The sequence below is a fragment of the Flavobacterium sp. CLA17 genome, assembly GCF_013112255.2.
Taxonomy (GTDB): Bacteria; Bacteroidota; Bacteroidia; order Flavobacteriales; family Flavobacteriaceae; genus Flavobacterium; species Flavobacterium circumlabens.
Genome location: NZ_CP068294.1, coordinates 1,220,469 through 1,235,695, shown reverse-complemented (window position 1 = coordinate 1,235,695; position 15,227 = coordinate 1,220,469). Strand labels below are relative to the sequence as shown.

Sequence of the window (15,227 nt, the reverse complement as noted above, 5' to 3'; positions counted from 1 at the left end):
AACAAATGAAAAAAACTATCATCATTATAGGATCAGGCTTTTCTGCATTAGCGGCTTCCTGTTACCTTGCGCAACAAGGAAACAGCGTCACTATTTTTGAAAAAAACGAAACGATCGGCGGAAGGGCCAGACAATTCAAAAAAGACGGTTTTACTTTTGACATGGGCCCAAGCTGGTATTGGATGCCCGATGTTTTTGAGCGTTTCTTCAATGATTTCAATAAAAAGACATCAGACTATTACGAACTTATAAAACTGAATCCTGCCTACAGCGTTCATTTCGGCATTGCTGATTTTATAAATATCTACGATAACCTGGAAGAAATAAAAAACACTTTTGAAAACATTGAAACCGGAAGCGGCAAAAAACTGGACACTTTTATCAAAGAAGCAAAAAGCAATTACGACATCGCCATAAAAGATCTGGTATATCGTCCGGGAGTTTCCGCTTTAGAATTAATGACGCCTCAGACCGCTTTAAAACTAAATCAGTTTTTCAGCACGGTCAGTCGTGATGTCAGAAAGAATTTTAAAAACGAAAGACTTATCCAGATTCTGGAATTTCCCGTTTTATTTCTCGGAGCCAAGCCAACCAAGACGCCTTCTTTCTATAATTTTATGAATTATGCCGATTTTGGATTAGGAACCTGGCATCCCAAAACAGGAATGTTTGATGTGGTTCGCGCTATAGAAAAATTAGCAACCGAATTGGGAGTCACTATAAAAACCGATTCCCCAATAGAAAAAATAGTCGTAGAAAACAAAACCGCGACCGGAGTACTTATAAATGGAAATTTTATAAAGGCAGACATTGTTTTAAGCGGAGCAGATTATCACCACACCGAAACTTTACTGGACGAAGCACATTGCGTTTATTCCGAGAAATATTGGCAAAGCCGGGTTTTTGCTCCGTCTTCCCTCCTTTTCTTTGTGGCTTTTGATAAAAAAATAGAAAATATTTCGCACCATGCTTTATTTTTTGATGTTGATTTCGATCAGCATGCAAGTGATATTTACGATCATCCAAAATGGCCCGAAGCTCCTTTGTTCTACGCTAATTTCCCTTCTAAAACAGATGAGACTGCTGCTCCAATCGGAATGGAAAGTGCTTTTTTTCTGATCCCTTTAGCTCCGGGAATAGAAGACAATCAGACACTTAGAGAAGAATATTTTGAAAAAATAATCACTCGTTTTGAGCAACTTACTCAACAAAAGATAAAAAATAACATTATATTTAAGAGGTCTTTTTGTAAAAACGATTTTGTAGAAGATTATAATGCCTACAAAGGGAATGCCTATGGAATGGCAAACACCCTGCTGCAAACCGCTTTTTTAAGACCTAAACTAAAAAGTAAAAAAGTCAGGAACTTATACTTTACAGGGCAATTAACCGTTCCCGGACCAGGTGTTCCTCCTGCTTTAATTTCAGGAAAATTAGTTGCTGAGTTAATTCGTAAATCTATTAGATCATAAAAAGATGAAATCACTATTTGACACTACTTCTTTCAAATGCAGCAAATTGGTCACCAAAAGTTACAGCACTTCCTTTTCGCTTGCGGTACATATGTTGGCGCCAAGTATCAGGGAAGCCATTTACAGCATCTATGGATTTGTTCGTTTTGCTGACGAAATTGTCGATTCTTTTCATGAATATGACAAAGAATACCTGATCAATGATTTTGAAAAAGAATATTACAAAGCAATGGAAATGGGCATTAGCTTAAATCCTATTTTAAATTCTTTTCAACACACGGTAAAGCAATATAATATTACAGACGACCTGATTCAGGCTTTTCTTAAAAGCATGAAATTGGACCTTATAAAATCAACTTATAACACACAAACAGAATACGAAGATTATATCTACGGATCTGCGGATGTTGTGGGTCTAATGTGTCTTAAAGTTTTTGTTGCAGGAAAAGAGCAAAAATACGAACAGCTTAAAAATGAAGCGATGCGATTGGGATCTGCTTTTCAGAAAGTAAATTTCCTGAGAGATTTAAAAGATGACAATTTAGTTTTAAACCGAAATTATTTTCCCGGAATCGATCTGAAAACTTTTGATGAAAATGCAAAAACCGAAATCATCAACGAGATTGAGGAAGATTTCAGAATTGCGTACCAGGGTATCGTAAAACTTCCTATCGAAGCCCAATTTGGCGTTTATACCGCTTTTGTTTACTATAAAAAACTTTTGAAAAAGCTTAAAAACACTCCTTATTATGAAATCGGAAATTCCAGAATCAGAGTTTCCAATTATACCAAGGCCGGACTTTTGGCGCAATCTTTTGTAACGTACAAGTTAAAACTGGTCTGATAATCTTTTGCTTTATTCTTTTCTTTAAAACTATTTTTGGATCAGTTGTGTTGGCAACTTAATATTTAAAAAACATAAAATGATTTCTTTTCTACTATTTTTAGGTGTTTTTTTATTCATGGAATGTGTTACCTGGTTTACCCACAAATACATTATGCACGGCTTAATGTGGTATTTTCACGCAGACCATCACCAGCCAAAATACGAAAACACTTTTGAGCGCAATGATATTTTCTTTGTCATTTTTGCCACACCGAGTATTGTTCTTTTTTATCTGGGTGTGCAGGGCGGATTCAATTATCTCTTTTTTGTAGCTTGCGGAATTACTTTGTACGGAATCTGTTATTTCTTAATTCATGATGTCTTAATTCATCAGCGTTTTAAATGGTTCAAAAACACCAAAAACAAATACCTCATCGGATTGCGAAAAGCACATAAAATACATCATAAACATCTGGGAAAAGAACACGGAGAATGCTTCGGAATGTTATTCGTACCCTTCAAGTATTACAGAATGTAGGTTATTTTGGGCGTTACCCGCAGAAAAAGCGGGTCGGGTTTTACGTTCCCGCTTTTTTATGCCCGGCAAAAGCCAGACATAAAAAGAGCTCCACTTCAACCCCTAGTGCATCTATTCCGTACCTGAAAACTATCCTAATAATCGATTATGAAATTATATAAAATAGAAACTGTTCAGCTTATCAACAGCAGTATAGAAGAATGCTGGGATTTTTTTTCCAGCCCAAAGAATCTTCAGACCATAACATTAGATAATATGAGTTTTGAAATCCAGGATTTCGACAACAAACGCATGTATCCGGGACAAATTATCAGATATACCCTAAAGCCTCTTCTGGGAATTAAAATGTCGTGGGTAACAGAAATTACAGTTTCAGAAGAAAATAAATATTTTATAGACGTTCAGCAATTTGGCCCCTATAAATTCTGGCATCACAAACACTTTTTTGAAGCTACCGAAACCGGAACAAAAATGACCGATGTTGTACATTATGGTTTACCCTTTGGCTATTTAGGACGTCTTATGAACAAATTGATTGTTGAAAAGAAGCTAAAAACGATTTTTGCTTACCGTAAGAATAAAATTGAAGAATTGTTTAACTCGAGAATAAAATGAAACAAAAAGTTACCTTTTTTTGGTTCCGACGCGATTTACGATTAGAAGACAACGTAGGTTTATTTCATGCCTTGCAATCTGATTTTCCTGTAATTCCATTATTCATTTTTGATGAAGACATTCTTGAAAATCTTCCAAAAAACGATGCAAGGGTAAGTTTTATTTATGATTCTCTTCAGAAGATAAACGAAGAACTTAAAACAATTGAATCGGCTATTTTAATTAAAAAAGGAAAAACTGCCGAAGTCTGGAAATCGCTGTTAACCCAATTTGACATTCAGAAAGTCCTATTCAATAAAGATTACGAGCCCTACGCCATCAAACGCGATTCAGAGATTAGCAGCTTAGTGCAACAAAATGGTGCAGGCTCTTTATCATACAAAGATCACGTCATTTTTGAAGAGAAAGAAATCACAAAATCAGACGGACTGCCGTACACAATTTATACGCCTTATAAAAACAAATGGCTGGAGAAATACCATCTTTCGGGACAAGCTCCGGAATATGATACCAAACCTTTGTTTTCAAACTTCGCCAAAAATCAATTTGAATTTCCGGAATTATCTGAAATAGGTTTTGAAAGAAGTTCCATAAAAGTCCTTCCTCATAACCTGACACAAATTTCCAATTATAAAGAAACAAGAGATTTTCCGGCGTTAGACAGTACTTCTTATCTTTCCCCGCATTTGCGTTTTGGAACTGTTAGTATCCGAAAATTAGTGAATTGGGCCAATAAGAAAAACCAGACTTTTTTAAGTGAACTGATCTGGAGGGAATTTTTTATTCAGATTCTGTTTAGTTTTCCACATGTAGTCAATCACAATTTTAAACCGGCTTACGACGGCATTGAATGGAGTAATAACGAAGACGATTTTAAACGCTGGTGCTCCGGGACAACCGGATATCCTATGGTCGATGCGGGCATGCGGCAGCTCAACGAAACCGGTTATATGCACAACCGTGTACGAATGGTAGTCGCCAGCTTTTTATGCAAACATTTACTGATTAACTGGCAGTGGGGTGAAGCTTATTTTGCCGAAAAATTATTAGATTTCGAATTGGCTTCCAACGTAGGCAACTGGCAATGGGCTGCAGGAACGGGCTGTGACGCCGCACCCTATTTCAGAGTCTTTAATCCTGAAATTCAACAAAAGAAATTTGACGAAAAAGGAAGCTACATCCGCAAATGGATTCCCGAATTTGATCTGGGTTATAATGCCCCAATGGTCGATCATGCTTTTGCAAGAGATCGGGCTATTGCTACTTATAAAAAGGGGATAGTCAAATAAATTCCAAAAAAAATAAATTCCAAATTCCAATTGTAATGAAACAAAATAGTTGGAATTTGGAATTTTTATATTGAAATTTTCCGGCTTAATACTTCAAAAAATTATTTACCACGATTTTTGCTTTCAAATCAAACATTAGATTATACAAGCCAAAGAACGTGCGATTCATGTAAATAAAGTGCTTAGAACCACGATTTCCATTCATCTTTTTAAGATTGGTATCGTTTGAGAAACGTTCTCCCAATTTAGCGATACTTTCAAAAAACGTTTCATCTGCAAAATCAAAACTCTCACTTTGAAACGGTTTTGTAAAAAGCGACAGCAGATCATGAAACATTTCGGTAAAATACTCGATTTCTGCAGGAGAATCATCCGGACGAAGAATCTCCAACTCAAATAATTTCTGATTGAAAAGCGTTTCGTCTGTAATGACATTTTTATTGATTAATTCAAAATACGGGATATAAAAGTCTTGCGGAATTTGTTTCATACAGCCAAAATCAAGAGCAATTAATTGGTTCTGCTCATCGACCAGGAAATTACCCGGATGCGGATCTGCATGTACTTTTTTCAAAACATGAATCTGGTACATATAAAAATCCCAAAGTGCCTGACCAATTTTATCTCCAACTTCCTGATCTGTATTTTTAGCTGTAAATTCAGAAAGATGAATTCCCGTCATCCAGTCCATGGTGATAATTTTCTCTGACGAAAACTCCGGATAATACTTCGGAAAAAGAATGTTTTCAATTTTACTGCAGGCTTCAACAACTTCCTGACTTTGTTGTAGCTCCAGTAAATAATTGGTTTCTTCGATAAGTTTGTCTTCTACTTCCTTAAAATATTTATCAGAATCTTTTCCCTGAAGATTAAACATTCTGATCGCAATGGGTTTTACCAAAGCCAAATCTGATGAAATACTGTTGGCAACACCCGGATACTGAATTTTAACGGCGAGTTTTTTGCCCTCTTTTACAGCCAGATGTACCTGACCAATGCTTGCCGCGTTTACGGAATTAGCATTGAATTCGTCGAAAATTTCATAGGGCGTTTTTCCGAAATTGGTTTTAAAGGTCTTCAGTACCAAAGGTGCAGAAAGCGGTGGAACAGAAAATTGGGACAACGAAAATTTCTCCACATAAGCCTGCGGAAGAAAATTTTTATCCATACTGAGCATCTGGGCAACTTTCAGGGCACTTCCCTTCAGGCTTTTTAAGCCATCATAAATATCTTCTGCGTTATTTTCGTTTAATTTATCACGGGTCAAATCAGAGTTCACCATTTTTTCGGCATAATGCTTAATATAGTTCACTCCTACCTTTGCTCCTGTCTGAACCAGTTTAGTGGCTCTTTCTATTTTTGAAGTGGGTATATAATCGATTGTTTTCATTATCTGCTGTAAATTTTTTCTTTAAATAGAAATTTTCCAAGATCTAAAAGATGATTCATGGGTGCAACCTTCATTAGTTCGAATGAAGCATTGACTGATTTTTCGATAAAAATATCTGTTTTCTCAAAGGCAGGCGAAGCATCATCCATCCAGAATTTCAGGGTTAGCATTAATTGCACCCAAGCCGATTCCTGAATTGTTTTTTCCTGAAATTTCTGGAATCTTTCCTGTTCCAGTCTGTATTCATCGGTCAGGATTTCGGCAACATATCCTTTAAAACCATCTCGTAACGTACTCAATTGTGTCAAATTTCGAATTGGATTCGGATCTGATTTTAAAACTTGTATAACATAACTTCTGTTTGCGGTTAAGATCTCGAAGAACGTGAAGTAAAAACTCAACATTTTGTTCTTCATATCATATTCCGTGTACTCCGTATTTCTGTGCAGTAAATCAATTGTATTCGCAAAAAATAATCGGAATATCTCTTTTTCTAAACCTTCAAGCGTTCCGAAAAAATTATAAAATTCTGCTTCTGAAAAATCTTTCCCTTTTGCAAAATGAAACACAGAGACAGGCTTTTTTCCTGCTTCCAAAACTTCATTCATATACACTGAGATGATATCATCCCTGGTAATTTCCTTTTTTTTAGTGGCCATCATATTAAAATTTAGAATTTGCATTAAAGGTAAGCAATGTTTAACTATCTTTATTTATCGTTAAACAAAACTCTGTGTTAAATAAATGATAAATGAAATGGCTAAAAATGTACTAATTACGGGGGGAACAGGATTTATTGGGAAATACTTAACAGATGTATTAACTGCCAATGGTTTTTCGGTGTCTGTACTGAGTCGCGGAGATCGGAAAAACACAGATGCTGTAACGTACTACAAGTGGGATTTAACGCGGAATTATATAGATGAAAATGCAATTCTTAACGCCGACTACATCATTCATCTGGCCGGAGAAGGAATTGTAGAAAAACGATGGACAGAGAAACGTAAAAAAGTAATTTTAGAAAGTCGCACCCAACCCATCGAACTCATTCATTCGATTCTCGAAAAACACAATAAATCATTGGATGCATTTGTTTCCGCTTCCGCAGTTGGAATTTACGGCGCTGTTACAAGCCAGAATATCTGTACGGAAGAAACACAGCCCGCAAATGATTTTCTTGGACTAACCTGCCAGCAATGGGAAAATTCTGCCGATACAATCGCAGCTTTGGGAATTAGAACGGTGAAAATCAGAACCGGAATTGTTTTTGGAAAAGGGGAAGGTTTCCTTAAAAAAGTCGCTCCAGGTTTCAAAGCCGGTTTTGGATCAATTTTAGGCACCGGCAAACAATACCTGCCCTGGATTCATATAGAAGATTTGTCTCAGATTTACCTGAAATCGATTACAGACGCAGAGATGCACGGTGCGTATAACGCAGCTGTTACAGACAATACTACCAATTCGGGATTCTCCAGAATACTTGCTAATCTTTACGGATATAACCTATGGCTGCCCAGAGTTCCTGAATTTATTCTTAAAATAGTTTTAGGCAAAATGAGTGAAGCCGTTCTAAAAGGTCAGCGGGTTTCTTCTGAAAAAATAGAAAAAACAGGTTTTGAATTTCAATACAACGACATCGAGATCGCACTTTCCAGCTGTTTAAAATAAAAAATCATTTCATCATAATACCGCTCAGATCGGTCTGGACCGTTTTTGAAATTTTATTGGCCACGACATATGGAATTTCGATATTAAAATCCGAAACCGAGAGCGGGAAATTAGATACGATTTGTATTCCATCAGGAACCTTTTTGATTAAAGCTTTTACCGCAATTACCTTGGATTTACCATGAAGGTAAAGTTTCCCTTTTATATCATATTCTTTTTCATCTTCACTAATGTCTTTCAAGTCAAACTTTTCGATTTTACCTTTAAAAACAGCTTTTGGATAACGGTGGCTTTCAATGTAATTTTCGTTAAAATGTTCCTGCATTAAATCCATTTTAAAACGAAAATCCTTGATAATAACCGTACAGATAAGCGTACTGGTCTGAGGTTCCAAAACAATAGTCCCGAGCTTATTTACCGCTTTTACTTCTTCAAAAAAAGGAACGGAAGCCTGAAAATTTACAACCGCCGAATTGGTTCTGAATTTATCCTGGGCGAGTAAGGAGAATGTGGTAAAAAGAAAAATAAATAAAGTAGTTTTTTTCATAATCGTCAATAATTAAACAATTATGTCATTCGATTCTTTTTAATTTAAGAGGAGAAAAAAACTGAACTTAAGTAAGTCTGAAAAAATCAAATGGCAATACTCCGTGAAAACTTAGTAACCTAAACCATGTACTTAAAGTTACGAAATTATCTGCCATACAGTTCTTGATATATCTTAAATCTTTGTGAAAAAATCGCTACTGTAAAATGTTTTTTTTGTGAGATGTAAGATGATTTAAAAATTATCTTTTTCCCTTAAACAGAGCCTGAAATACATTTATAACGAATACGGCCTGCATGCCGAGAATACTCAAGAAAGTAATCCATATTCCCCAATTCATTTTAGCATTAAAATCAATATCATCTAAGAGAGATTCAAAATCTCCGGGAGCTGTTTCTCGAATAAGTTGAAAAAATAACCCGATCAAAAAAATACCTCCAATAGATATTACAGTGTGCACAACTGTAATCCATCTAATTAAAGGAAAATTTAAACATATTGCAACAAAATAAATTAAGGCAATGAAGCTATATATAAAAGACAAAAGTATTGCAAAATGCCAATAAGAAATAACGAAATAAATATCATGAATATTTACGTCCAGTGTTTTTTCAGCATTCAAAAAACCACCAATCAAAAAGGCTGCTATCACGAAAAGAAATAGAAAATAGGGTTTACCCAACAGGTATTTCATCTATACAAAAAATCGTTATAACATTTCACTCCTAACTCATAACCTTTAACTCATAACTCATTTAACCTTCCACTTCTGTGCAAATCTCAATTAAAAATCCATCTAAATCCCTGATATAAGCCACAATTTGTCCCCATGGTTTTTAGGCAGGCTCTTTGACCAATACAGCTCCGAAAGAGGTTGCTTTTTGTACTGTTTCAGTTACATCGTCAGTGATAAAACCTATTTCGATTGCAAATGGCTTTGCTTCCAGATTACTTTCAATAAAACCTTCTTTTAAATTTTGAGCTGCCAATTTCTTTGATGCAAATGAAAGGGTTGTTTCCCCTGTGCTCAATTCGCCATAATCATTCTCGGGCGTTACAAACTTTCTTGAAAATCCAAAAGCATTTTCGTAAAAAGCAACTGCTGTTTCCACATTTTCAACATATAAAATAGTATATCCGAACTTTATCATTTTTCTCTCTTTTTAAGTTATTACAAAACCTTATTTGACCTGACAGGAAAACTATCCTATTTCCAGGAGCACATTATACTTGTCGAGGCTTGCAAGATCTTCAATAGAGTTTACGCTGGTAATTTTAGCATGTTCTTCGATTTCTTTTTTAGTTTCAATTTGTTTGATGCATTTTCTAAAGCGGCGTACTTCATCAAGACTAGATAAAATAAGTCCCGGCACCGGAACGCTTTTCCCTTCTTTATCTTTAGCAACCATCGTAAAATAAGAGGAATTACAATGTTTTACAGCTCCGGTCTGAATATTCTCCGACTCCACACGAATCCCTACGACCATAGAACTTCTTCCCACATAATTTACAGAAGCTTTCATAGTGACCAATTCACCCACTTCAATTGGTTTCAGAAAATTTACGGTATCAACAGAAGCAGTCACACAATAGTTTCCGGAAAATCTTGAAGCGCAGGCAAAAGCAATCTGATCCAGTAAAAGCAAAATATATCCTCCGTGTATTTTACCGCTAAAATTGGTGTGTGATGGAAGCATTAGCTCGGAAATACTTACTTTGGAAGAAGAAACGGGTTTGAAATCGGCAGTCATTTGGTATTATTTTTAGTATTTATTTTTAATTCAATTGTTCATTTTCGTCAGTATTGGCTCTGGCGATAATATTTTCGGGTAACGCTTTTTTAGCTTTGGCACCCATTTTCTTTAACTTCTCAACGCTTGAAATCAGGTTTCCTTTTCCGTCTACTAATTTGTTCATGGCACTATCGTATTCGGTTTTGGTATCTTTAATTTTATTCCCAATCCGAACCAGATCCATAACAAAACCTTCAAATTTATCGTATAGTGCACCGGCTTGTCTGGCAATTTCGAAAGCATTTTCCTGTTGCTTCTGATTGGCCCACATACTGTCTATAGTTCTTAAAGTCGCCAGCAGCGTACTTGGTGTAACAATTACTATATTTCGGTCAAAGGCTTTATTGTACAATGCGGAATCTTCGTTTAAAGCAATTGCAAAAGCGGGTTCTATGGGAATGAAAAGCAGCACAAAGTCCGGGCTTTCTATTTCATATAAATCGTGGTAATTTTTATTGCCGAGCTGCTCAACGTGCCTTTTAATTGAGTTAACATGTTCTTTCAGGAATTCCGTTTTCAGAATTTCAGATTCTTCGTTGATCCATCTTTCATAAGCTACCAAAGAAACTTTAGAATCTACAATCATTTTTTTACCGTCCGGCAAATTAATAACGACATCCGGGAATACTCTCGCGCCTTCACTGTTGGTAAAACTTTGCTGCACTTCATATTCGCGTCCTTTTTCCAAACCTGATTTTTCCAGAACACGTTCTAAAACCAGTTCTCCCCAATTGCCCTGCATTTTACTGTCGCCTTTGAGTGCTTTGGTCAGATTTAGGGTTTCTTTGCTCATTTGGGCATTCATTTCACTCAGACCCACAATCTGTTGGCGTAGGGCCGCATGATAATCGATACTTTCCTTATGGGTTTGCTCGACTTTTTGTTCAAAACCGTGAATTTTATCCTGTAAGGGCAACAGGATATTTTTCATGTTTTCACTATTTTGTTCTGTAAATTTAGCCGACTTTTCTTCAAGAATTTTATTGGCTAAATTTTCAAACTCTTTGGTAAATTTTTCCTGTAATTCGGTTATTTCGTTTTTTTGCTCTTTATGGCGCTCCCATAAATTTTCAAAATCAACTTCTTTTTTGGAAAGCTGAATGGCTAAACTGTCTTTTTCGGTACGGATATTTTCTTTTTCCGAATTATTGGAATAAAGCTGTTTTTCAAAAGCAATTCTTTCTTTTTCAGACTGTTCTTTCTGCAATTGCAATTGATTGAAAGTAGCATTTAATCGCTCATTCAGGCTTACTTTTTCCGACTCAGAACGGGCCGAAAACAATACTTTACCTAAGTATATGCCTAAGAACAAAGCGACTATAAAAGCAAACAAAACCGGAAGAAAGTCAAACATAAGCAAGTTTATTTTTAAGTAAAAGTATGCAATAATACGTAGTGCCTAATCTTTAAAATTGAAATTTCACGAATAACCGGCAATTCTCAATTAAACAAACATTTCGAATAAAAAATGTTTTACCACGCAACCATTTTCTAAAATTACATCTTCTAAATATAACCTATTTAAAAAAATCATGAAAAAATTAATACTTGGCTTATTTATAGCTTTTGGAATTAGCGCTTGTTCAATAAGCAATGATGATCTGAATGTTGATTGCGGATCAAATGTAGACTCCCCTTTTACAGGAATTCCATTTTTATGTAATTACAGTGTAAAAACACTACCTCCAAATCCCGCTGCCTACATAATCAATACAAAGGAAAGACTGGAAACTTATTTCACGAAACACGAAAATACCTGTCCAAATCCAAGTGATCCGGCTATCGATTTTACCAAATATTATTTAGTAGGTATTTTTTCCGGACCAAAACCTACAAGCGGTTATGATATAAAAATGACATCGATTGTTGAAAACAACTGTGAAGTCATTATTAATTTCTATGAAAAAGCACCTTTGGCCGGTGAGGCGATAACACAAACGCCAACTTATCCTTCTGATTTTATTCTGATTCCTAAAACAGCCAAAACCATTCTTTTTAACAGAACTAATGAAAGTTCAGATAAAATCGTAATTGGAAGTTTTACCAACCAATGTACAGGTGCTGACTGTCAGAAGTTTTTTCAACTGAATGATTACAATATTCTGAAATTTCAAAATGTAGTAGCCGGAAGCTATGATTTTAACCAATATAAATACACTGCAACAGGCAAGAGAAGTGAATATACTTTATTCCTGAAAAATGTACCGGCTGAGATTACTGCCTTAAAAGGACAAACAAAAACATACGGTTCTCCGGATGCAGCAGGTCACGGTGGTGTTTATTTTGAACTGCGTCAGGGGGCAGTCACTACCAAAATCTATATTGACAACACGGACACCGACGATCAGAATGCAGCAATAAAAACTTTCAAAAAGGCAATTCAGGATAAAATAACACTTTTGAAATAATAGCAAAATACTATACTTTATTATCGGTTCCGGTTTTGATCACTCTTGACATTCCGGAATCGGGTAATTCAGAAAATGAAGTTATTACTCTTGAAAACCAAATTTACCACCACAAAATACTGTAAATCAAAACATAACAGTTTTAAGTGATCCTAAGAATACAACTCAGACTATCTTTAAAAGATAGTTTTCTGAGTTAAAAAAAACTAATTTTGCCAAAACTAATTTAATCCCATTTTTGAAAGACGATTTAGAAAAATATATCAGGCAATGCATGCAAAATGAAAGAGAAGGACAACTGAAAATTTATCAGTTGTTTTCTCCTGTTTTGTATGGAATCTGCTTGAAATATATGAAAAACGAAGACGATGCCAAAGATGTTTTTCAGGAAGCATTCGTGATTGTTTTTCAAAAAATCAGTCAATACAAGTTTGAAGGAAGTTTTGAAGGCTGGCTGAAACGTATTTTCATCAATAAACTTATTGAGACTCTAAACAAGAAGAAAAAAGAAAATTTCTTTTTGGATGTTTTTGACCCTGATACCGATTATACTGAAGAGGAAGAACTGGAAAGTATTCCGATCGAACAGGAAAAATTACTCGAGTACATTCGGGATTTACCCGATCAATACAGGACCGTTTTTAACTTATATGTTTTCGAAAAAATGAAACATAAAGAAATAGCTGAAGTATTGAAAATTTCAGAAGGAACATCAAAATCAAATTTAAACAGGGCCAAGCGAATTTTGCAAAAAAGAATTTTGAGCATAAAAAATTTTAAGACAGCATGAAGAAGCAAAAAATAGAAGATATTTTTTCATCAATGGAAAACTTTTCAAGTGTTCCGCCACCCGAATTATGGGGTCAGATTGAAGAAAAACTTAACAAACCCAAAAAGAAGAAAAGAGCTATTCTTTGGTGGTCGGCTGCTGCATGCTTATTATTAGGTTTAATGCTCCCTTCGATTTTCCATTTTAATTCAGTGTCTGAAATTAAAGAGGTTCATACGAATGCTACAGAAAACAATAGTGTTGTTCTGGAAGAAAACCAGGCAGAATCTACTTCAAACAAAACAGTTTCTGCGGAGCAAAATACGATCAACTCAAAATCCGGCACTGTTAGCAGTTCGCAAGAGCTTTTAAAACAATCCCGTTCTTCCAACGAAAAAGTACAAAAACAGGAAACAGCGGTTGCTGATGCTGACGCAAATAACAACACCAATTCAGACAGTTCAAATCAGGAACTGAGTAACGGAAAGAAAAACGCAAATCAGGCGGTAGCTGAAAATACAGCTGTAACAGAAAAAGAAAACGCATTAAAATCAACTTCCAAAAATCAAATAGTAAGCACTAAGAAAAGAAATGTGAATCAAGGTTTAGCAGCAAAAACATTTAGCACTGAGAAGCAAAATCTATTTAATACTGCTTCGAAAAATCAACCTTCAGCTGCTGATAAAGGAAACGCAAATCAAGGTGTGGCGGAGAAAACATTTAGCACTAAAAAGCAAAATCTATTTAATGTTGCTTCAACGCAAACATTAGATGCTGGCAAAAGAAAAGCAAATCAGATTCTTGCCGAAAAGACATTTAACGCCGGAACGCAGAATCCATTTAATGCAAATTCAAAAAATCAGCTATCAAATTCTCTTTTTGAAGGAAAGCAGAATTCGAAAAACAACCCAAACAGCAATAACAGTTTCGCTTTAAATTCTTCAGCTACATTTTTAAATGCGTCGCAAAGTAAAACTGATAAAAGCGGAAAAGAATCAAAAAACGAATTGGGTATCGCTGAAAAATCAGCTGTTGAGAATCAAAAAAGCAATTCAAAATTTAACGATGTTGTACTAAGTAAACAGGATTCTGTTCAGTTGGCAGTCCTTCAGAATTTAGAAAAAGGGATCAATGATCCAGAAAATAAAAAGGAAACAGAAAAAGGAATAAAAGCTAAATCTAATGCCGAAAAATGGGCTGTTGAAGTTTTTGCAGGTGTCGCTAATTCTGAAAATTATAAAAATGAGAAGACTTTAGGCCACGTAAATGACTCTAAGCAAAGTAATACCTACGGTGTAAAAACAAAATACAAAATCAATAAAAAATGGGCAGTTGGCTCCGGTTTTAAAATCAACGAATTGGGTCAGAGTATTGCCAATGTCTCGTATGTGAATGTGAGTGAAAAAAATAATGCTCTCGCAAGCTACAGTGATTATTACATTCAAAGTTCGGCTACGCCACAAATTGCGACAAACAGTGACTATGTATTTGTTTCGAACAGCAGCAAAGAGGTCCTGAAAAGTAACAATCTTCAGACTGGTAATTTAGATCAGAGTTTAAAATATATTGAAATGCCCTTAGAAGTTTCTTATGCCGTTTTTAGTAAAAACAAGACGAGTATAAGTCTAAATACAGGTGGTTTTGTTGGGAAACTAATTTCAAATAATGTGGCTTTGGACGGTAACAGTATCGGGAAAAATATTGACGCTAATGACTTTGTTTATGGCTCTGTACTAAGCAGCACTGTGCAATATCGCATTTACAAAAAGACAAATGTTTTTGTTGAACCGGCTATGAACTATTATTTAAACCCTTTAAGTAATCAGTCTTTCAATCAGTTTCAGTGGGGATTGAATTTTGGATTGAATGTTTCGTTTTAGACTCTTTTTTGTTGTAATTTTCAAAAAAAAAG

At 35.3% G+C, this 15,227-nt stretch carries 15 protein-coding genes and 1 pseudogene; 9 read left to right on the top strand and 7 right to left on the bottom strand.

All coding sequences use genetic code 11. The features are described from left to right. The first annotated feature begins 5 nt into the window (after positions 1–5). The 5 genes from HAV12_RS05455 to HAV12_RS05435 all read left to right on the top strand — a co-directional run bounded on the left by HAV12_RS05455 (position 6) and on the right by HAV12_RS05435 (position 4,740). On the top strand, positions 6–1,472 hold the full coding sequence (locus HAV12_RS05455; protein WP_171568788.1) for an NAD(P)/FAD-dependent oxidoreductase: 1,467 nt from the start codon (positions 6–8) through the stop codon (positions 1,470–1,472). Positions 1,473–1,476: 4 nt separating this feature from the next. Further along, a complete protein-coding gene (locus tag HAV12_RS05450; protein WP_132036613.1) occupies positions 1,477–2,316 on the top strand; it encodes a phytoene/squalene synthase family protein in 840 nt (279 codons plus the stop codon). A gap of 79 nt (positions 2,317–2,395) precedes the next feature. After that, complete coding sequence (locus HAV12_RS05445) at positions 2,396–2,836, top strand: sterol desaturase family protein (protein ID WP_171568787.1); 441 nt, start codon at positions 2,396–2,398, stop codon at positions 2,834–2,836. A gap of 147 nt (positions 2,837–2,983) precedes the next feature. Then, entirely contained in the window at positions 2,984–3,451 is a 468-nt protein-coding gene (locus HAV12_RS05440; RefSeq protein ID WP_171568786.1) for an SRPBCC family protein, read from the top strand. Further along, a complete protein-coding gene (locus HAV12_RS05435) occupies positions 3,448–4,740 on the top strand; it encodes a deoxyribodipyrimidine photo-lyase (RefSeq protein ID WP_171568785.1) in 1,293 nt (430 codons plus the stop codon). The genes HAV12_RS05440 and HAV12_RS05435 overlap by 4 nt, the downstream gene beginning before the upstream one ends. 85 nt (positions 4,741–4,825) lie before the next feature. Here the strand turns inward: HAV12_RS05435 and HAV12_RS05430 are convergent, their stop codons facing one another. Both HAV12_RS05430 and HAV12_RS05425 read right to left on the bottom strand, forming a co-directional pair. Next, the gene (locus HAV12_RS05430; RefSeq protein ID WP_132036609.1) at positions 4,826–6,130 is read right to left on the bottom strand and encodes an AarF/ABC1/UbiB kinase family protein; all 1,305 of its coding nucleotides are present in this window, start codon (positions 6,128–6,130) and stop codon (positions 4,826–4,828) included. Next, the gene (locus HAV12_RS05425; RefSeq protein WP_171571636.1) at positions 6,130–6,789 is read right to left on the bottom strand and encodes a TetR family transcriptional regulator C-terminal domain-containing protein; all 660 of its coding nucleotides are present in this window, start codon (positions 6,787–6,789) and stop codon (positions 6,130–6,132) included. The genes HAV12_RS05430 and HAV12_RS05425 overlap by 1 nt, the downstream gene beginning before the upstream one ends. A gap of 85 nt (positions 6,790–6,874) precedes the next feature. Between HAV12_RS05425 and HAV12_RS05420 the strand changes: the two genes are divergently transcribed. Further along, on the top strand, positions 6,875–7,798 hold the full coding sequence (locus HAV12_RS05420) for a TIGR01777 family oxidoreductase (RefSeq protein WP_240345236.1): 924 nt from the start codon (positions 6,875–6,877) through the stop codon (positions 7,796–7,798). A 4-nt stretch (positions 7,799–7,802) separates the two neighbouring features. Here the strand turns inward: HAV12_RS05420 and HAV12_RS05415 are convergent, their stop codons facing one another. The 5 genes and pseudogenes from HAV12_RS05415 to rmuC form a co-directional block, all read right to left on the bottom strand. Continuing rightward, complete coding sequence (locus HAV12_RS05415; protein WP_171568783.1) at positions 7,803–8,345, bottom strand: YceI family protein; 543 nt, start codon at positions 8,343–8,345, stop codon at positions 7,803–7,805. Positions 8,346–8,586: 241 nt separating this feature from the next. Then, a complete protein-coding gene (locus HAV12_RS05410; protein ID WP_171568782.1) occupies positions 8,587–8,997 on the bottom strand; it encodes a hypothetical protein in 411 nt (136 codons plus the stop codon). A gap of 103 nt (positions 8,998–9,100) precedes the next feature. After that, positions 9,101–9,496 (bottom strand): annotated as a pseudogene (locus HAV12_RS05405) (VOC family protein). Between the two features lie 51 nt (positions 9,497–9,547). Continuing rightward, on the bottom strand, positions 9,548–10,096 hold the full coding sequence (locus tag HAV12_RS05400) for an acyl-CoA thioesterase (protein ID WP_132036605.1): 549 nt from the start codon (positions 10,094–10,096) through the stop codon (positions 9,548–9,550). A gap of 25 nt (positions 10,097–10,121) precedes the next feature. Beyond that, complete coding sequence (gene rmuC / locus HAV12_RS05395) at positions 10,122–11,492, bottom strand: DNA recombination protein RmuC (protein WP_171568781.1); 1,371 nt, start codon at positions 11,490–11,492, stop codon at positions 10,122–10,124. 178 nt (positions 11,493–11,670) lie between these two features. Between rmuC and HAV12_RS05390 the strand changes: the two genes are divergently transcribed. The 3 genes from HAV12_RS05390 to HAV12_RS05380 all read left to right on the top strand — a co-directional run bounded on the left by HAV12_RS05390 (position 11,671) and on the right by HAV12_RS05380 (position 15,195). Then, positions 11,671–12,546 carry a protease complex subunit PrcB family protein gene (locus HAV12_RS05390; RefSeq protein WP_171568780.1) on the top strand — a complete coding sequence of 292 codons (876 nt, stop codon included), beginning with the start codon at positions 11,671–11,673 and terminating at the stop codon, positions 12,544–12,546. Positions 12,547–12,784: 238 nt separating this feature from the next. After that, entirely contained in the window at positions 12,785–13,336 is a 552-nt protein-coding gene (locus HAV12_RS05385) for an RNA polymerase sigma factor (RefSeq protein WP_132036602.1), read from the top strand. Continuing rightward, on the top strand, positions 13,333–15,195 hold the full coding sequence (locus HAV12_RS05380) for a hypothetical protein (protein ID WP_171568779.1): 1,863 nt from the start codon (positions 13,333–13,335) through the stop codon (positions 15,193–15,195). Before HAV12_RS05385 ends, HAV12_RS05380 begins: the two co-directional genes overlap by 4 nt. Positions 15,196–15,227: the final 32 nt, after the last annotated feature.

Coding starts and splice junctions, on each gene's coding strand:
- HAV12_RS05455 (WP_171568788.1), top strand. CDS start 6: ATGAAAAAAACTATCATCATTATAGGATCAGGCTTTTCTGCATTAGCG.
- HAV12_RS05450 (WP_132036613.1), top strand. CDS start 1,477: ATGAAATCACTATTTGACACTACTTCTTTCAAATGCAGCAAATTGGTC.
- HAV12_RS05445 (WP_171568787.1), top strand. CDS start 2,396: ATGATTTCTTTTCTACTATTTTTAGGTGTTTTTTTATTCATGGAATGT.
- HAV12_RS05440 (WP_171568786.1), top strand. CDS start 2,984: ATGAAATTATATAAAATAGAAACTGTTCAGCTTATCAACAGCAGTATA.
- HAV12_RS05435 (WP_171568785.1), top strand. CDS start 3,448: ATGAAACAAAAAGTTACCTTTTTTTGGTTCCGACGCGATTTACGATTA.
- HAV12_RS05430 (WP_132036609.1), bottom strand. CDS start 6,130: ATGAAAACAATCGATTATATACCCACTTCAAAAATAGAAAGAGCCACT.
- HAV12_RS05425 (WP_171571636.1), bottom strand. CDS start 6,789: ATGGCCACTAAAAAAAAGGAAATTACCAGGGATGATATCATCTCAGTG.
- HAV12_RS05420 (WP_240345236.1), top strand. CDS start 6,875: ATGATAAATGAAATGGCTAAAAATGTACTAATTACGGGGGGAACAGGA.
- HAV12_RS05415 (WP_171568783.1), bottom strand. CDS start 8,345: ATGAAAAAAACTACTTTATTTATTTTTCTTTTTACCACATTCTCCTTA.
- HAV12_RS05400 (WP_132036605.1), bottom strand. CDS start 10,096: ATGACTGCCGATTTCAAACCCGTTTCTTCTTCCAAAGTAAGTATTTCC.
- rmuC (WP_171568781.1), bottom strand. CDS start 11,492: ATGTTTGACTTTCTTCCGGTTTTGTTTGCTTTTATAGTCGCTTTGTTC.
- HAV12_RS05390 (WP_171568780.1), top strand. CDS start 11,671: ATGAAAAAATTAATACTTGGCTTATTTATAGCTTTTGGAATTAGCGCT.
- HAV12_RS05380 (WP_171568779.1), top strand. CDS start 13,333: ATGAAGAAGCAAAAAATAGAAGATATTTTTTCATCAATGGAAAACTTT.